Source organism: Pseudocolwellia agarivorans (assembly GCF_002000085.1).
GTDB classification, from domain to species: domain Bacteria; phylum Pseudomonadota; class Gammaproteobacteria; order Enterobacterales; family Alteromonadaceae; genus Pseudocolwellia; species Pseudocolwellia agarivorans.
Genome location: NZ_MUZU01000004.1, coordinates 12,797 through 29,593, shown reverse-complemented (window position 1 = coordinate 29,593; position 16,797 = coordinate 12,797). Strand labels below are relative to the sequence as shown.

15 protein-coding genes and 1 pseudogene are annotated in these 16,797 nt (G+C 36.3%); 10 read left to right on the top strand and 6 right to left on the bottom strand.

Annotation, left to right across the window (positions count from 1 at the left end; genetic code table 11):
• Positions 1-109 precede the first annotated feature (109 nt).
• The 3 genes from ndk to B0X80_RS07480 form a co-directional block, all read right to left on the bottom strand.
• Complete coding sequence (ndk, locus tag B0X80_RS07490; protein WP_044831864.1) at positions 110-541, bottom strand: nucleoside-diphosphate kinase; 432 nt, start codon at positions 539-541, stop codon at positions 110-112.
• Positions 542-732: 191 nt separating this feature from the next.
• Positions 733-1,203: a transcriptional regulator ArgR gene (gene argR, locus B0X80_RS07485; protein WP_076417059.1), complete on the bottom strand. Its 471-nt coding sequence runs from the start codon at positions 1,201-1,203 to the stop codon at positions 733-735.
• 161 nt (positions 1,204-1,364) lie between these two features.
• A complete protein-coding gene (locus B0X80_RS07480; RefSeq protein ID WP_077339220.1) occupies positions 1,365-2,555 on the bottom strand; it encodes an acyl-CoA dehydrogenase in 1,191 nt (396 codons plus the stop codon).
• Between the two features lie 236 nt (positions 2,556-2,791).
• Between B0X80_RS07480 and B0X80_RS07475 the strand changes: the two genes are divergently transcribed.
• The 9 genes from B0X80_RS07475 (at position 2,792) to B0X80_RS07435 (ending at position 11,981) form a co-directional block, all read left to right on the top strand.
• Complete coding sequence (locus B0X80_RS07475) at positions 2,792-4,870, top strand: TonB-dependent receptor (RefSeq protein WP_077339219.1); 2,079 nt, start codon at positions 2,792-2,794, stop codon at positions 4,868-4,870.
• A 147-nt stretch (positions 4,871-5,017) separates the two neighbouring features.
• Positions 5,018-5,908, top strand: coding sequence for a MipA/OmpV family protein (locus B0X80_RS07470; RefSeq protein WP_077339218.1), 891 nt, complete (start codon positions 5,018-5,020; stop codon positions 5,906-5,908).
• Complete coding sequence (locus tag B0X80_RS07465; protein WP_077339217.1) at positions 5,898-6,311, top strand: DUF3019 domain-containing protein; 414 nt, start codon at positions 5,898-5,900, stop codon at positions 6,309-6,311. The genes B0X80_RS07470 and B0X80_RS07465 overlap by 11 nt, the downstream gene beginning before the upstream one ends.
• Before the next feature lie 9 nt (positions 6,312-6,320).
• On the top strand, positions 6,321-7,028 hold the full coding sequence (locus B0X80_RS07460; protein WP_077339216.1) for a response regulator transcription factor: 708 nt from the start codon (positions 6,321-6,323) through the stop codon (positions 7,026-7,028).
• Positions 7,028-8,326: a sensor histidine kinase gene (locus B0X80_RS07455; protein ID WP_077339215.1), complete on the top strand. Its 1,299-nt coding sequence runs from the start codon at positions 7,028-7,030 to the stop codon at positions 8,324-8,326. The genes B0X80_RS07460 and B0X80_RS07455 overlap by 1 nt, the downstream gene beginning before the upstream one ends.
• A 15-nt stretch (positions 8,327-8,341) precedes the next feature.
• Entirely contained in the window at positions 8,342-9,517 is a 1,176-nt protein-coding gene (locus tag B0X80_RS07450) for a phosphotransferase enzyme family protein (protein WP_077339214.1), read from the top strand.
• Between the two features lie 150 nt (positions 9,518-9,667).
• Positions 9,668-10,291, top strand: a complete 624-nt coding sequence (locus tag B0X80_RS07445; protein ID WP_245825414.1) for a sigma-70 family RNA polymerase sigma factor — start codon at positions 9,668-9,670, stop codon at positions 10,289-10,291.
• Positions 10,288-10,980, top strand: coding sequence for a ChrR family anti-sigma-E factor (locus tag B0X80_RS07440; RefSeq protein WP_077339213.1), 693 nt, complete (start codon positions 10,288-10,290; stop codon positions 10,978-10,980). The genes B0X80_RS07445 and B0X80_RS07440 overlap by 4 nt, the downstream gene beginning before the upstream one ends.
• A gap of 47 nt (positions 10,981-11,027) precedes the next feature.
• Positions 11,028-11,981 carry a YbgA family protein gene (locus B0X80_RS07435; protein ID WP_077339212.1) on the top strand — a complete coding sequence of 318 codons (954 nt, stop codon included), beginning with the start codon at positions 11,028-11,030 and terminating at the stop codon, positions 11,979-11,981.
• A 111-nt stretch (positions 11,982-12,092) separates the two neighbouring features.
• Here B0X80_RS07435 and B0X80_RS20715 read toward each other — a convergent pair whose 3' ends face one another.
• Both B0X80_RS20715 and B0X80_RS20710 read right to left on the bottom strand, forming a co-directional pair.
• Positions 12,093-12,593, bottom strand: coding sequence for a methyl-accepting chemotaxis protein (locus B0X80_RS20715; RefSeq protein ID WP_425439698.1), 501 nt, complete (start codon positions 12,591-12,593; stop codon positions 12,093-12,095).
• Positions 12,594-12,629: 36 nt separating this feature from the next.
• A pseudogene (locus B0X80_RS20710) lies at positions 12,630-13,391 on the bottom strand (PAS domain-containing protein); the annotation flags it as partial.
• Positions 13,392-13,710: 319 nt separating this feature from the next.
• Here B0X80_RS20710 and phrB point away from each other — a divergent pair.
• On the top strand, positions 13,711-15,117 hold the full coding sequence (gene phrB, locus B0X80_RS07425; protein ID WP_077339210.1) for a deoxyribodipyrimidine photo-lyase: 1,407 nt from the start codon (positions 13,711-13,713) through the stop codon (positions 15,115-15,117).
• A 109-nt stretch (positions 15,118-15,226) separates the two neighbouring features.
• Here the strand turns inward: phrB and B0X80_RS07420 are convergent, their stop codons facing one another.
• Positions 15,227-16,747, bottom strand: coding sequence for a sulfatase (locus B0X80_RS07420; RefSeq protein WP_175623904.1), 1,521 nt, complete (start codon positions 16,745-16,747; stop codon positions 15,227-15,229).
• Positions 16,748-16,797 lie beyond the last annotated feature (50 nt).

Sequence of the window (16,797 nt, the reverse complement as noted above, 5' to 3'; positions counted from 1 at the left end):
CCAATATGCAAGGCTATCGTAAAAAACAAAAGGATTTTACCGAGTATTCAGTAAAATCCTTTCATCATACATTTATATTATGCTCTGTTATTATAAATAACAGTTAATATTAACGAGTACGAGGGCAAATCTCATCGTCAGAGAAGAAATAAGCAATTTCACGAGCCGCAGATTCTAAAGCATCAGAACCGTGACATGCGTTTTCGTCAATCGAATCAGCATAATCAGCACGTAAAGTACCCGCTAATGCTTCTGCTGGGTTAGTTGCGCCCATAATTTCACGGTTTTTTAATACTGCGTTTTCGCCTTCTAACACTTGAACCATTACTGGGCCAGATGTCATAAATTCAACTAAAGCACCAAAAAATGGACGTTCGCTATGTTCAGCGTAAAAGCCTTCAGCTTTCTCTTTAGATAAGTGAACCATTTTTGAAGCAACAATTTTTAAGCCTGCAGTTTCAAAACGGTTATATATTTGACCAATAACATTTTTTGCTACTGCATCTGGTTTTACAATTGAAAAAGTACGTTCGATAGCCATGAGAGCCCTCTGTAATAATTAAGTAAGTATAATTTTTGCGCGAGATTATAGACGAATTATAAGGAAAAAACTAACACTATCCGATGAATAAAGGACTTATTTCTTAAGGCTTCACAATAAATGAATGTTTATCGTAAATGCTTAAATAACTATTCAATTAGAAACAGTCGATAGTCGTTTACTCAATAAAACTACATATCTAATATTTGTTTAATATCTGCAGTTATTTGATCGATATTCTTCACGTCGGCAGGAGCAATAAATATAGTATCGTCGCCAGCCAATGTACCTAAAATACCAGCTGATTCGCCCATACTGTCTAACATCCTAGAAATAAGTGGTGCTCCACCAATACCTGTTTTGACTATAATTTGTACACCGTTATTTTTAACACTAATAACAACTGACTGTATGGCTTGTTTCGTACGAGGCACAGCTAATTCATCAGGTAAAATATAAACCACTTGGCTCGATGCATTTCTCATTTTTACAGCGCCTAACTTAGACAACAAACGAGATATTTTAGCTTGAGACATATTGTCAAAGCCATGTTTAGCAAGGCCTTCAGCTAATTGACTTTGCGAACCATAACATTGATCTTTTAACAAACCTTTAAAAGTTTGAATTAAGGCGGATTCATTTTTTTTACGGTTACTTAGCATATTAACTCTATGATTTACGGGTTATAGAAGACATTTTATTATAATCTCAAAAAATGATAATAGATATGTCATTTATGTGTATTAATACCAAATTGAATAACTATTTGCATAGCGAGTTCGTTAATAAATATTACAATATGATAATTCATAGTCACTATCAACTAACAAAAAGCTTGAATTCCCGTTTGAGCTCTACCTAAAATAAGTGCGTGAATATCGTGAGTCCCTTCATAAGTGTTAACCGTTTCAAGGTTCATCATATGACGAATAATATGAAACTCGTCACTAATACCGTTAGCGCCTAGCATATCTCTCGCTGTGCGGGCTATATCTAAAGCTTTTCCACAAGAATTACGCTTAATTAAAGAAATAGCTTCTGGTGCTAATTCTGATGAGTCCATCAATCTACCGGCTTGTAAACAAGCTAGTAACGCCATGGTTATTTCTGTTTGCATATCAGCGAGCTTCTTTTGAACCAATTGAGTAGCCGCTAGCGGTTTATTAAATTGTTTGCGATCTAATACGTACTGCCTTGCGCCATGCCAACAAAATTCGGCTGCACCTAAAGCTCCCCAAGCGATGCCAAAACGCGCTTTGTTTAAACATCCAAAAGGTCCTGACAAGCCTTTAGCATGAGGTAATAGAGCATCTTCATTCACAAATACGTTGTCCATTACCACTTCCCCCGTAATAGACGCTCTGAGTGAAAACTTACCTTTAATTGCAGGTGCAGATAACCCCTCTAGACCTTTATCTAGAATAAAACCTTTAATCACTCCTTCAAGCTTTGCCCAAATAATAAAAACATCGGCAACAGGTGCATTGGTTATCCACATTTTATTACCTGTAATGCGATAACCTCCTTCAACTTTAACAGCTTTAGTTAACATACTTGCCGGATCAGATCCTGAATTAGGTTCAGTTAAACCAAAACAACCAATATATTCACCCGTTGCTAATTTAGGTAAATATTTTAGTTTTTGCTCTTCGCTGCCGTAGGTATAAATAGGATGCATAACCAAAGAAGATTGCACACTCATGGCACTTCTGTAGCCACTATCAACACGTTCTACCTCACGAGCGATTAAACCATAACTTACATAATTAATATTAGAACCGCCATATTGTTCAGGTAATGTAGCGCCCAACAATCCTAACTCGCCAAGCTCTTTCATAATATTGGTATCAAAATGCTCATTACGATTAGCTTCAAGAACTCGAGGTTGTAATTTTTCTTGGCAATACTGATAGGCGCTATCTCTAATGAGGCGCTCTTCTTCGTTTAATAAAGACTCAAGCAGTAATGGATCTTCCCAATTAAAAGAAGGTTTCTTTTGAAAGTTATCAGACATGAAAGCACACTCATATTAAAGATGGATAGGCTATTGTATTGAAAAAAATAGCAGAGCGAAAATAGTTATCGTTTGTAGCAACTATAACGTTTGGCTATAAATCTTTACAACCAAAAGAGGGTTCAACAAATTATTACATTTACCTACAAAGTGCCAACAAATAGCTAACGGATTTAAACACGATTTTCATCAACAATATACTCAATTAATAACTTCACTGATTACTTGAGAGCCTTATGTTTACTCATAAAACTAGCTTACATAAATTAACACTATTATCTGGAATAATTGCCGGTTCAATAACTACGACTCCAACTTACGCTTTTACTCCTGAAATTAGTATTGAAGAAAATTTAAAAGATAGAAGCACTGAGGTTATTACGGTTGAAGGGAGAAGAAACCAAGCTTTAACAGAGCTAACGCCTGAAACTGAAAAACTACTTAGCATCGCAGGCCTTGATCACGATCCGCTAAGTGCCGTTTATTCAATGCCTGGGGTTGTCTACGCGGGTGGCGATGACGGTGGAGCCCCCGCAATTAGAGGCTCATCTCCAGACGATAACGCTTTTTATATTGATAACTTACCCTCAGGTTATATTTTTCATTTATTTGGCGACAGTATTTTTAACGAAAATGTTGTACGAGACTTCAGGCTAGAACCTGCTGCTTTTGGTAGTCATTATGGTAATGTAACAGGTGGTGTATTTGATGTAAAACTCCGTGATCCACGTAATCAAGATATATCAACAACCTTAGATATGAGTTTACTCAAAGCCAGCGCAATGATCGAAGGAGGTATTGCTGATGATCATGCTTTTTATCTAGCTTATCGCAGAAGTTTAATTCATTTGCTCCTCCCAGAAGGTGAAGAAGACGAAGGTTACACCATATTTAAAGCACCAATGAGTGATGATTATCAAGGGAAATACCAATGGCTAATTGGTGACAAACACAAACTAACATTTACCATAACAGGCGCAAGTGATGTAGGGGGGATTAATATATCCGCGGCTTCTGAAGCTGGCCGAGTTGACCCTGATTCAATTGGCGACTTAAAAATAAAAACTCAGTTTGATAGTCAAAGTGCTTCGTGGCAATACTATGGCGACAATCAAAAAATAATGCATTTTACTGTTGGCCATACCACCGAAAAAGAAAAGCAATCCTTTGGCCAAGGTCAATTTATTAATATTGATTCTGAAATTTACAATGCTAGATTTCTTTATCAAATTGACTGGTTTGAATCACATAAATTGATTACAGGCGTCGATTTTAAACAAGAAGATACCGAATACTCTTACGATGCTATCCCTTATTACTGCACAGATCATGACAACGATTGCGAAAGCCGAAAAGGTGATCGCATTCAAGATACTGACGCATTAACTAACAAAAATATAGCGGCATATATACATGACCAATGGACAATCACCGACAGCTTAATGTTAGATATAGGCTTACGAGCTGAGCATGACGACTACACCGACCAAAAGTTTATACACCCAAGAGTTGCGCTACATTGGTATGCTACTAATAACTTAACTGTTAACACGAAAGTGGGCACCTATAGTCGTTTTCCAGACATAGACACGGCATTACGCAAAATAGGTAACCCCCAAATAAAATCACCTAAAGCGACACATTACGCTTTAGGGTTTGAATACAACTTAAACGGCATTTGGCAAACCTCTTTAGACATATACTACAAAGACTTAAAAGACATGGCTCGTTCAACCAACGAAGGTGAAATCAACGAAGCCCTTCATTACACAAGTGACTTATCAGGCAGTGCTAAAGGTATAGAGTGGGTTGTAAAGCGTGAAAAACAAAATGGCTGGTATGGCTGGGCATCTATCAGCTGGTCGAAAAGTGATAGAACCGATGACATTACCGATATTACCACCGAATACTACTTAGACACCCCTCTACTGGCTAACTTAGTGGCTAACTATGAGCTAAACGAACGTTGGGATTTTGGCGTAAAATTAAGTATTAGAAGTGGTCAAAAGTACACCCCCATTATAGGGTTATACGAAAACCCCGACTATAACGGACATTATTTACCACAATACGGTGAGCTCAATTCAAAAACACTACCCGTATACCATCGTTTAGACTTACAAGCTAATTACAAAACTACCTACTTTGGCAATAAAGCTGAGTGGAGCTTTGCTATGCTAAACGCGCTAGGCAGCGATAATATATCAGGTTATTACTACGCGCCCGACGGCACAGAAACATTAGCCGACTATACAATAGAAGGTGAAAAAGGCATGGAAATGTTTCCATCAATTGGCTTAAAAATGCAGTTTTAACACGTAATATTCAACAAAAACTGTAAATTTATAGCTTTTATTGTTCTATTTCTTACAATTTTTAAACACTTTAACAAAAGGTCTTACCTGCACAATGTTTGTTACATTTGCTAACATAGGGGGAAAAGTAAAACAAAAAAGATAAACATGAAACTCACTCAAAATTTGTTGTATAAAATAAAACTCACTTTAGGTAAAACTCTGCTAGTTGCATTGTTTTTTTTACCTCAGTTAAGTTTTGCCGTTGAACAACAACTCGATAAAGAAACAACCTTGTTTAACCAAACGTTTAGTTGGCAAGTTATGATGGGAATTTCTGTTTATTCAGGTCATAGCCCATTAAAAGATGTTAAACAAGAAGATATAGTTGATTATCTATCCTTGTCTTTAATGATAGATCTTTATTACAAAGGTTTTTTTATTCAATCAAACCATCGTCGTTCAGTTGCTATAACGCAAGGTGCTGAAGTGGGGTATCAGTTACATGTAGATAACGACTGGGCCGTAGATATTTTAGCTAAAACATACATTTCAGGTTACGACCCTGAGCTTTTAATTGAAAAGAAAGATGAAAATATACCTACGTTAGAAGGATTAAAAGAAAGAGAAATAGGTGATGCAATAGCACTACGTTACTCACGTTTTAATGACGATGCTATTTTCTCAATAGACTTTGCCAATCTTACCTATTGGAGTAAAGCAAATGGCTGGTTAATTGACGTATATTACAACGAAGTGTTTTTTTATAAAAATTGGGATATTTATATTGGTGGTGGCGTTACCTATTATTCAAATCAGGTAATGGACTATTATTACGGCGTTAAAGCAGAAGACGTTACAGACGCCAGATCTTTTTACGATCCTAACACCGGTTATAAAGGTACATTTGAAGTTTACGCCCAATACCCAATTTCGAAAAAATGGTCATTTAGTGCGGGGGTAACACAAACTTATTACTCTAATACTATTGGTAAAAGCCCATTGATTGATAGGCAAAATATTACTCAATTTCTGCTTGGGGTAATATATGTATTCTAAGTTAAGCAATGGAGCTGCTTTTCCGCCAATTATATTAATAATGTGTTTATTGCCCAAAGTAAGTTTTGCGCAACAGCAACAAAATGTAGTTTTTCAAATAAAGCCCGCTATGTGTGTTGCTTTAAACCAAGGCAGAACCTGTTATGCGCAAGTAAAAATACAGTGGAGTACATTACATAATGACAACTTTTGTATTGTACAAAAACAATCAACACAACCTCAAAAAAACATAAAGTGTTGGAAGAATAGCAAAGGTAATTCATATTCATTTGAATTTGAATCAAGTGAGTCCCTCACTTACCAACTAATAAATAACAATAATGAACCACTTGCAGAAGCAACAGTAGACGTAAGCTGGGTTCATAAAAAGTCACCTCGTAAACGCAGATGGCGATTGTTTTAGGAGTACATAATGACTACACAAAATAACATATTGCTGGTCGAAGACGACATAACCTTAGCCAATTGGGTCTCAGAATATTTAGTAGAACAAGGTTTTCATGTTCAACATGTTGACCGCGGCGACTTAGTCATGAACGAACTAAAAAACTACAACGCCGACATTGTGTTATTAGACGTTATGCTGCCCGGATTAAACGGTATTGAAGTCTGTCGTTTAATTCGCGAAAACTCACAAATCCCTATTATTATGTTAACGGCACGTGCCGACGAATTTGATGAAGTTATCGGCTTAGAAGCAGGCGCAAACGACTATGTTATTAAACCTGTAAGGCCGCGCGCCCTACTTGCACGTATTACCAGTGCATTAAAAAACAGTCATGCACCTATTCAGCAAACCAATGAAATACAGCACGGCTGCTTACTCATTAACGAAGATGCAAAACGAGTTATCTATCAAGGTAAAGAAATTGAATTATCCACCAGTTTATTTTCATTTTTGTTATTTTTAGCGGCTAATGCTGGGCAAGTAGTTGATAGGGATTCAGTATTTAAAGCACTAAAAGGTAGAGAATACGACGGACAAGATCGCCGTTTCGACGTTATGCTCTCAACCCTACGTAAACTCTTTAATGACGATCCTCAAAAGCCTAAAAAATTTAAAACCGTATGGGGAAAAGGCTACTTATTTGTATCTGACGCTTGGACCGAAGAAAATTAATGAGACGTTTATACATCAGCATTGTTTTTGCAGTGCTTGGCTCGTTATTTATTATTAGCTGGGGCCTAGACGCTCTGGTTGAAGAACACGCAGATTATGAAGACAGCAGCGACATTGTTCTTTATAAAAAACTGATCGAAGGTATAAGTCAGCAGCTTAATCTAATACCTCACAACCAACTATCTAATGAAGTTAAAAAATTTAGTCAATATTACCAAATAGATATTTCTTTAGAACAAGCAAGTAACGTAGCTTTACCTGAGTCTTTATCAGTACAGCTATCACAAACGGGCGGTTTATTATTGGCATCAGAAAGTAACCCCTATTTATTAAGAAAGCTAAACGCACACCCCGATGCATTAATTGAAATTCATCTACCTACCGATCCAATAGAGAGCCAAAACGTAGATATTATTCTTACCTCTATTTTATATTTAGGTGTATGTAGCATTATTATTTTATGGTTATTTCCATTAACTCGTCGGCTATTTATTCTTACTTCTGTGGCGGAGAAAATAGGTGAAGGTAACTTAGAACTTCGCGTATCTTCTAGTAAATATTCTTACATTCGCTCCTTTGAAAATAGCTTTAATCAAATGGCAGCAAAAATAGAAAAACTCGTGAACGACAACCAAATACTTGCCCGCAGTTTATCTCACGACATAAGAACCCCAATGTCGTGTTTACGTTTTGGCGTAGAAGCTGCGCTAGATGCGAAAAGTCTTGAGAAAAAAGACATTTACATCAACCGTATGGAAGCTGAACTCACGCGAATGGAAGACATGACCTCAGCGTTTTTGGAATATGCGGGCATGGAACGAAAAGCGTTTAATCTCAAAAAAGAAACAGTTGATATTAACGATTTTTTACAAAACGTAACCGACGAACTGCAATCACTGGCTCAGCAATATAACATTGCATTAATTTATCATAAAACCTCAAAACCCATAACCGCCTTAATTGACGAATACTGGTGCCAACGAGCCATACAAAACTTAGTAGGCAATGCAGTTCAGTACGCGTCTAAAAGTGTTTATATAAACATTACGAGTAACTCAAATTTACTCACTATTAATATAGAAGACGACGGTAAAGGTATACCTGAAAACAAACTCGATGTTATATTTGATCCTTTCGTAAAACTTGATACCAATCGGTCAAGAGAAAATGGTCACTTTGGATTAGGTTTAGCTATTTGTGCGAAAGTTATGGATTGGCATCAAGGTAAAATTGTAGCTAAAAATTCAACACAGTACGGAGGCGCTAGTTTTAGCTTATCGTTTCCATTAAAAAAATAATTATACGTAGAGCTTATGTCAAATACACACGAACACCTCAATAACAACAAGCTAAGCAACAGCATTAAAAATACACTAGCAAACATACTGCCTTTATATAATTGTTCATTAAATGCCAGCAAAATCACTCGTATTGGTAATGGTTTAATTAACGATACTTATTTAGTTGAATCATCAGAAGCTCGTTTTGTATTACAACGCATTAATACCCATGTATTTCCAAAACCTCAATCTATCGTTGAAAACGCCGAATTAATTCATCAGCATTTACAGCAAAAAATACAAAATAAATCTTATCCATTTAGTAGTGTTGGACACCTTAAAAACATTCATCAAAGCGGACTTACTTGTTATGAAAATAGCGTTCACAACACAGATAATAACGGCGATAAAAAAGAATACTGGCGCGCACTTGATTACATTCCCAACTCAGTCACTATTGAAGCGATTGAAACTACACAGCAAGCTGAACTTATGGCCAATGCTTTCGCTCAATTTACGAGAACGCTAAGTGATTTAGACGCACGAAAACTTAACGAAACCATTCCAAATTTTCATCATATTAATACTCGACTGCAACAACTAAGCACAGCATTGAATGCATGTTCTAATAGTAATTCAGATAAAAATAAAGCGCAGAGAATACAAGAAAGCCAAACGTTAATTTCTTTTATTGAACATCAAAAAACATTTGTAAAGCAAGTAAATGAACTGAGTACTCACTTACCTTTAAGGGTTACTCATAACGACACAAAAATTAACAACTTGCTATTTTCACATCTTACTCAGCAACCCATAGCGATAATTGATTTAGACACCTGTATGCCCGGTTTTTTAATGAATGACTTTGGTGACTTAGTACGAACATGCTGCCCTAACATTGATGAGAACAGCACTGATTTACATAGTATGACTATTCGAATGGATATATTTAAAGCCATTGCACGCGGCTATCTTACCGCATTTAACAATAATCTTTCTAAACACGAAAAAGAAAGCTTAGTGGTTGGCTCGCAGCTCATCCCTTTTATGTTGGGTATACGATTTTTAACTGACCATATAAACGGTAATATTTACTTTCAAACAGAATATACTAAACAAAATTTAGATCGTGCTAAAAACCAATTTCATCTCTTTGCACTGTTGCAGGAGAAACATAACGAGTTGCTTGAAATAGTGAATGCTATGTAAGGTTATTTGTTATCACACAAATAGCCCTGTCTCCTTCTTCTTTTAAATCAGCTTATTTAAGCTTTTTACTAAAACAAAGTGATCCCTAATATAAAACAATGCGTATAACACAACAGAGCCTAAACTTTATTTGCTGTTAAGTGTTATATTATGAATACACCTTGGAACTATAACTCAGCGCCAGCTGAAATCATTTTAAGAAATTCAACAATGGATCCTGATGAACAACAGCAATTAAAAGGCTGGCTATACGATATAGCTACCGATAGAGATAAAGCAGCATTTACTGCCTTATTCTCTTGGTTTGCGCCCAAAATAATTAGATTTGGCATACAAAAACTGAATACCGAAAGTGCAGCCAACGAGCTTTTACAAGAAACCATGAGTAATATTTGGCGAAAAGCCCACCTTTTTGATGGCGATAAAGGTCAAGCAACCACTTGGGTTTACAGCATAATGCGTAACTTATCGTTTGATATGTTAAGAAAAGTCAGATCAAACCGAGAAGACACACTCAGTGATGATATATGGCCAATAGCAGAAGCTGAACTTATAGAAGATAACGTTTTTGATGATCACCTTATGAGCACGCATATTCTTAAGCACATCAATACACTGCCTGAAGCACAAAAAGAAATTGTGAATGGTTTATATTTTCAAGACTTATCACAAGAACAATTGGCAACTAAACTCGCCATTCCGCTAGGAACCGTAAAATCGAGATTACGACTCGCTTTAGTTAAACTGAAACAACAAATAGGAGAATCGAAATGATCACTCATCATCCAAAACACGAACTCCTTAGTGCGTTTGTGGAAGGAGAGTTACCTGCTTCATTAAGTGCCGCAATTGCTGTGCATGCCGAAATGTGTGAGATTTGTGCGAAAAACATTCAGCACCTTACAGAAGAGTCTGCCGCTAACTTTTTTTCACCCGACGTTAAAACTTACAATAGTTATTCAGATAAGCCTGCTAGTAATACAGCAGCTACAGATGAGCTAAGTTATGAATTTATGATTGATTCTATCACTGAAGATGAATCAATTGCCGAACTCGTTGTGCAAGAACCTCTAGAAATTGAAATTAAAGGTTCTACTTATCAGTTACCTACCGCCCTTCGATCTATGTCGATGATGGGCTGGCAAAAAATGGGTAAATTAAGCCGAGCACGACTAAACTTAAATGAAGGTGCGTTACATTCAAGCTTATTGCATATAGACAAAGACGGTGGAGTGCCTTCGCACACCCACAAAGGATTTGAACTAACCCTATTGCTTGAAGGTAGTTTTGAAGATGAAATGGGCACTTACGTTAAAGGTGACTTTATTTGGTTAACCGATAAAAACACCCATACACCACATACAACAGAAGGCTGCTTATGCTACACCGTAGCTGATGATGCGTTACAGTTTATCCAAGGCTTAAGTAAATTATTAAATCCTATTGGCGCCTTTATTTATTAAAGGCTTAATATTAAGTTTTTCACATTCGTTTTTGTACAAGGAGCACCATGAAAAAAACCCTTAATAAACCTGTAATAGGTATGAGTGCTTGCGTGCATGGTGAACCTGTTCGCTATGATACAGGCCATAAAAAGTCTGACTTTTGCATGAACGAATTAAGCAAACATGTTGATTTCAAAACGTACTGTCCTGAAGTTGCTATTGGCTTACCTATTCCTCGTCCCACTATTCGACAAATCATAAAAGACGACATCATTACCGTTAGTCAACCAGACGGTTCAGGCGATGTAACAAAAGCCTTAACTGAATACGGACAAAAAACAGCAAAAACTTTTGACTCGCTTAGTGGCTTTATTTTCTGCCAAAAAAGCCCAAGCTGCGGTATGGAACGTGTAAAAATTTGGTATGACCATGGCAAAGGCTGCAAACACGATGGTGTAGGTTTTTTCGCCAGAGAAGTCATGAAAGCCAATCCATTACTACCTTGTGAAGAAAACGGCCGTTTAAACGACATGCCATTGCGTGAAAATTTTATCATTCGTATTTTTACTTATCGTCATTGGCAAGATCTTATTGCTTCAGGCCTTACAAAACACAAATTGATAAAATTTCATAGCGAACATAAATATCTTGTAATGAGCCATCACATAGATAGCTACAAAGCATTAGGGCAACTTTTAGCGAGAGCTGATTTACCGTTAGAAGAACAAGCCGATTTGTATATTGCAGGATTAATGACCGCACTCAAAAAACTGTCGAATAGAAGAAGCCATACGAATACGTTAATGCATTTACAAGGCTACTTTAAAAAGTATTTAGACAAATCTCAAAAAGAAGAATTGGTTGAAAAAATACACCAATATCGAGAAGGGATTTTACCTTTGTTAGTACCACTTACCTTAATTAATCATTATTTAAGAGAGCACACAGAGGAGTATTTATCTGCACAAGTGTATTTATCTCCCTATCCAGATGATTTAAAACTTAGGTACGGGTTTTAGCATTTTTAAGCGAGTATAATAAGTACACGCTAATATCAATAACCCATTATTTTAAATTCAAAATAATGGGTTTAATTGTATAACAAGAGAGTAATAAATAGGCTTTAGCAATTAACCTTGAGATAACGCTGAAACGGTATCCGATATATTTGCCGCCCCACTCTTAATTTCTTCCATAACATCTGCGACTTCAGATATTTGTACCTTTCCTTTTTCAACAAAGTCTGACACAGAACTCATACCTTCTTGAACACTTACAGTAATGGATTGATTATTAAGAACCACCGTTTCAATTTCACTTGTTGATTGGCTCGTACGTGAAGCTAATTGGCGTACTTCGTCAGCCACCACTGCAAAACCTCTTCCTTGTTCTCCAGCTCTTGCGGCTTCAATTGCAGCATTAAGGGCGAGTAAATTAGTTTGGTCAGCAATACTTTTAATTGTTAATACGATAGCCTGTATGTTCTCAGATTGTTCGCTAAGTTTAGCAATTTGTTCTGAAGTAATTTTAGCTTTTTCAGAAATTTCATTCGACAATGTGACCGATGAATCAAGCAACTCTGCAGCGTGCTCTGTTATTTTAACTGTTTCAAGTGATATGTTATGAGCCATATTTGATGCATTACGAACTGCGTATTCTTTTTCGACATTAGCCGTAATATTATGGGCAAATTTAATAACCTTAATCACATGTCCATTACTATCAATTATGGGGTTATATGTAGCTTCAAGCCAAATAGGCGTATCATATTTATCTTTTCGTAAGAATTGACCGCTTTTAAACTCGCCTTGCTGTAAATCATTCCAAAAATTAGGGTTTTTCTCATAAAACTCGCTTTCGCAAAACATTTTATGATGCTTCCCTTTAATTTCGCTTAAGTCATACCTAACAGCATCGGTAAAGTTTTTATTCGCTTTTAGGATATGCCCTTCAGGTGTAAATTCAATAATAGCTTGTGATTTATCTAAAGAATCGAGTATTTGTTCTGTCGCTAGGGCAGCTAACTTTTCTTTAGTTACATCGGCGGCAATTTTCATTATTTTTACAACGTTATTGTCAACTATAACGGGGAAGTATGTTGCTTCTAACCACAAAACTTCACCTTGTTTATTGCGTCGTTCAAAAGTCCCTTTATTTGAAATGCCTGCGCGTAAGTTTTCCCAAAAAATTTTATATGCCTTGCTCGCTACATAGTTAGATTCACACATAACTGAATGATGCGCCCCAACAACTTCATTTTTTTTATACCCGGCTATATTAAGAAAAAGTTCGTTTGCATCAAGAATATTACCTTCAGGTGAAAACTCAATAGTAGCAACTCCACTCTTTATAGCATCAATAGTCGATTGAACTTCAACTAGCTGAGCTTTACAGTTTTTTAATTCTTCTTTAGTTTTTTGATTAAACATATGAACTCGTTTATTACATTAGTTATTTGATTAAAAATATCCATATAGCTTAACCACTTAAAATAAGAACAAAACAATAAGAAATACACACTGATCTTATTGTTAAATTACTACGTATTACATGAAATAGAGGAATTAAAAATAAACTTAAGTAAATGGCCCTCTAAATGTAAACACAATGTTAACACGCTCTGATATAGTAATAAATATAACAAAATATTTTCTTACTCTTCACCGCGTTTTAGGCAATAAATATCAATAATAAAAATGGATTAGCCCAAATTATATCTATCATATTATTAAGTTAGGTACACTATTAATGAATGTTATTTGGTTTAGAAAAGATTTACGTATTTACGACAACCCAGCCCTTACACAAGCTATGAATGAAGCCCCTTGTAAGGCTATATATATTTCAACGCCGTTGCAGTGGCAAGAGCATGATATGGCTCCAATTCAAGCGGACTTGATTGAGCGTCATCTCAATTTATTAGCAGAACAATTAGCTGAATTAGGTATAACCTTAGATCATATTGAATCTACTGATTACAACGACCAAATATCACAGTTATTAAATTATTGTGAAGCACACAATATTGACAATATATATGCCAACAGCGAAGTTGAAATAAACGAACAAAACAGAGATAACAAACTACAACAAGTTATTAGTAGCACAACTCTATCGTTACATCTTTTTGAAGCTGACGTCATTGTAGAAAAAGGCAAAGTACTTAACGGTGATAAAGCCATGTACAAAGTGTTTACTCCTTTTAAAAACAACTGGGCTGATCAATTAGCTAAATATTCTTTTACGATGAGCTATCCACCCAAAGTTACGAATACCGCGACCAAGTCGCCAAAGGTTACGCCTGCGAAAATAACATTAAATACTCCTAAGGTTTGTTCAAAGAAATGGCCGTTAGTGTCTGAAGTGTTGGATCAGGTTATCCCTAATTTTATTGAAAATAAACATGACGAATACAAAGAATACCGTGACTTTCCAGCGTTAAAAGGTACTTCTGGGCTATCGCCTTATTTAGCGATTGGAGCCATTAGCGCTAAAGCCTTACTTTTTAACGTATTACAAAAACATCCTCATTTATTAGAAAATCCAAAAGCAGATAATTTTTGTTGGGTAAATGAACTTGCATGGCGCGATTTTTATAAGCACTTACTGTTTCATTTTCCACAATTGTGTAAGCATAAAAACTTTCAAACTAAGTACGACCACTTATTATGGCGCAATACTCCACAACACTTTCAAGCGTGGTGTGAAGGACGCACAGGTTATCCGTTAGTTGATGCTGCAATGAAACAATTAGTGACCACAGGTTGGATGCACAATCGATTACGTATGGTGGTTGCCAGCTTTTTAACAAAGCATTTATTAATTGATTGGCGTTTGGGCGAAAGGTTTTTTATGCAAAACTTAATAGACGGCGACTTTTCAGCAAATAATGGCGGCTGGCAATGGGCGGCTAGCACAGGTTGCGATGCCCAACCCTATTTCAGAATATTTAACCCCATTAGGCAAAGCGAACGCTTTGATCCTGATGGCAGTTTTATTAAAAAATATATACCTGAGTTGAGTGATGTACCTACAAAGCATATACATTTTCCTCATAAGTATCTGGCAAATATTAATAAAACAGAAATTTATCCAGAAGCGATTGTTGATCATAAAACAGCAAGGTTAGACGCTTTAGATTTTTATAAACCTTAAATTAAAATATCAATCTACTCATTAGCTTCAGCCCAAGTTAATAATTGAGTCGGTATAAAGAAGGTAAATAAATAATTTATTTACCTTCTTTATCAAACCTAACTATAAACTAAGCCTCAGGTCTCCATGGTTGCTTGCCATCTTTTGCTTGTAAAAAGCGAGCGTCCGTTTCTTTATACCAATTATGTAACTTAGTGCGTAGCTCGTTAACCTTTTCAGGATATTCAGTGGCTAAATCATGCTGCTCTTCAATATCTTTCCTCAAGTTATATAAATGAACGACACCGTTTTCAAAACGTTCAATAAGCTTCCAATCACCTAAACGGACTGCAGCTCCAGGAAATCCACCTTGGTTAGAATAATGCGGATAATGAAAATACATAGCCCGATCACTTAATTCATTATATGAAGCCTTGCCCATTAACATTTTAGACAAATCACGCCCATCAATATGCTGTTGTGGCTTTAATGGTAAACCTGCTGCGGCTAATAAGGTAGGGTATAAATCGTTTGAAATAACAGGCGTTGCAACAAGTTGCCCTTGATTCGGCATATTCGGAATTTTAACAATAAAAGGTACGCGAATACCTCCTTCATATAACCAACCTTTACCGCCTCGTAAAGGTAAGTTTGACGTTGGTGCACCTTCTGCAGTTGATAAACCACCATTGTCAGAAGTAAAAACAACAATTGTATTTTTGTCTAACCCTGAAGCTTTTAACTTATTTAACAAACGTCCTACTTGGGTATCCATTTGATTAACCATAGCGGCGTAAGTAGAATGATTTTGTTTTACACGTATATTTCTAGCTTCATCTATAGGCCATACTTGCTCACCTTCAATAAAAGAATTTTCAAGGTTAGCCTCATCACGTTTAGCGTTATATTTTTGAACATCTTCTTCAGGCGCTTGCAACGGTGTATGTACAGTATAAAAAGCTAACATCATGAAGAATGGATCACTTTTTTTACTATATCCGTCAACTAAATTGATGGCCTCATCCGTTAATCGCTGAGTTAGGTATTCACCTTTAGGGCCATCAGATAAACGAGGATTTTTATAAGGAGAAAAATAGCCTGCGGGAGGATGACCATTCATAGTGCCACCAATGTTGACATCAAATCCTTGATGCTCAGGCCAAAAGCTTTCGTCTTCACCTAAATGCCACTTACCTAAAAATGCGGTTGAATAACCTTGCTCTTTAAAAGCTTCGGCAATTGTTGTTTCTTTATGAGGCAAAACACGTTCAAAATCTGCTGCATTAAAATGCCCAGAGCGCGATGGTTTGTTTTTATGAGGAAACCAGTCTGTCGCTTGACCTCGTGTTGGGTGTTTACCTGTTAATAAGGCAAAACGAGATGGACTGCAAACAGGATTAGCTGCGTAACCATCCGTAAATTGAATACCTTGAGAAGCAAGCGTATCGATATTAGGCGTTTGATAGAAACTGTCTTTATTGTATGCCCCGATATCAGAATAACCTAAATCATCAACAACGATATAAACCACATTCGGCTTTGTACTGACTTCTTGAACAGAAGTGTTATTTACTTCATCCATATTACTGCAACTACTTAATAACGTTAAAGTAAAGCCCGCCAGCAAGAAAGTCTTTTTATTAATATTCATTATAAACCTCATATTTTGTAGTACTCCCCCTACATTTATTCGATTTAATA

Excerpts from the sequence above, each read along its gene's own strand:
- ndk (WP_044831864.1), bottom strand. The coding sequence starts at position 541 with ATGGCTATCGAACGTACTTTTTCAATTGTAAAACCAGATGCAGTAGCA.
- argR (WP_076417059.1), bottom strand. The coding sequence starts at position 1,203 with ATGCTAAGTAACCGTAAAAAAAATGAATCCGCCTTAATTCAAACTTTT.
- B0X80_RS07480 (WP_077339220.1), bottom strand. The coding sequence starts at position 2,555 with ATGTCTGATAACTTTCAAAAGAAACCTTCTTTTAATTGGGAAGATCCA.
- B0X80_RS07475 (WP_077339219.1), top strand. The coding sequence starts at position 2,792 with ATGTTTACTCATAAAACTAGCTTACATAAATTAACACTATTATCTGGA.
- B0X80_RS07470 (WP_077339218.1), top strand. The coding sequence starts at position 5,018 with ATGAAACTCACTCAAAATTTGTTGTATAAAATAAAACTCACTTTAGGT.
- B0X80_RS07465 (WP_077339217.1), top strand. The coding sequence starts at position 5,898 with ATGTATTCTAAGTTAAGCAATGGAGCTGCTTTTCCGCCAATTATATTA.
- B0X80_RS07460 (WP_077339216.1), top strand. The coding sequence starts at position 6,321 with ATGACTACACAAAATAACATATTGCTGGTCGAAGACGACATAACCTTA.
- B0X80_RS07455 (WP_077339215.1), top strand. The coding sequence starts at position 7,028 with ATGAGACGTTTATACATCAGCATTGTTTTTGCAGTGCTTGGCTCGTTA.
- B0X80_RS07450 (WP_077339214.1), top strand. The coding sequence starts at position 8,342 with ATGTCAAATACACACGAACACCTCAATAACAACAAGCTAAGCAACAGC.
- B0X80_RS07445 (WP_245825414.1), top strand. The coding sequence starts at position 9,668 with ATGAATACACCTTGGAACTATAACTCAGCGCCAGCTGAAATCATTTTA.
- B0X80_RS07440 (WP_077339213.1), top strand. The coding sequence starts at position 10,288 with ATGATCACTCATCATCCAAAACACGAACTCCTTAGTGCGTTTGTGGAA.
- B0X80_RS07435 (WP_077339212.1), top strand. The coding sequence starts at position 11,028 with ATGAAAAAAACCCTTAATAAACCTGTAATAGGTATGAGTGCTTGCGTG.
- B0X80_RS20715 (WP_425439698.1), bottom strand. The coding sequence starts at position 12,593 with ATGGCTCATAACATATCACTTGAAACAGTTAAAATAACAGAGCACGCT.
- phrB (WP_077339210.1), top strand. The coding sequence starts at position 13,711 with ATGAATGTTATTTGGTTTAGAAAAGATTTACGTATTTACGACAACCCA.
- B0X80_RS07420 (WP_175623904.1), bottom strand. The coding sequence starts at position 16,747 with ATGAATATTAATAAAAAGACTTTCTTGCTGGCGGGCTTTACTTTAACG.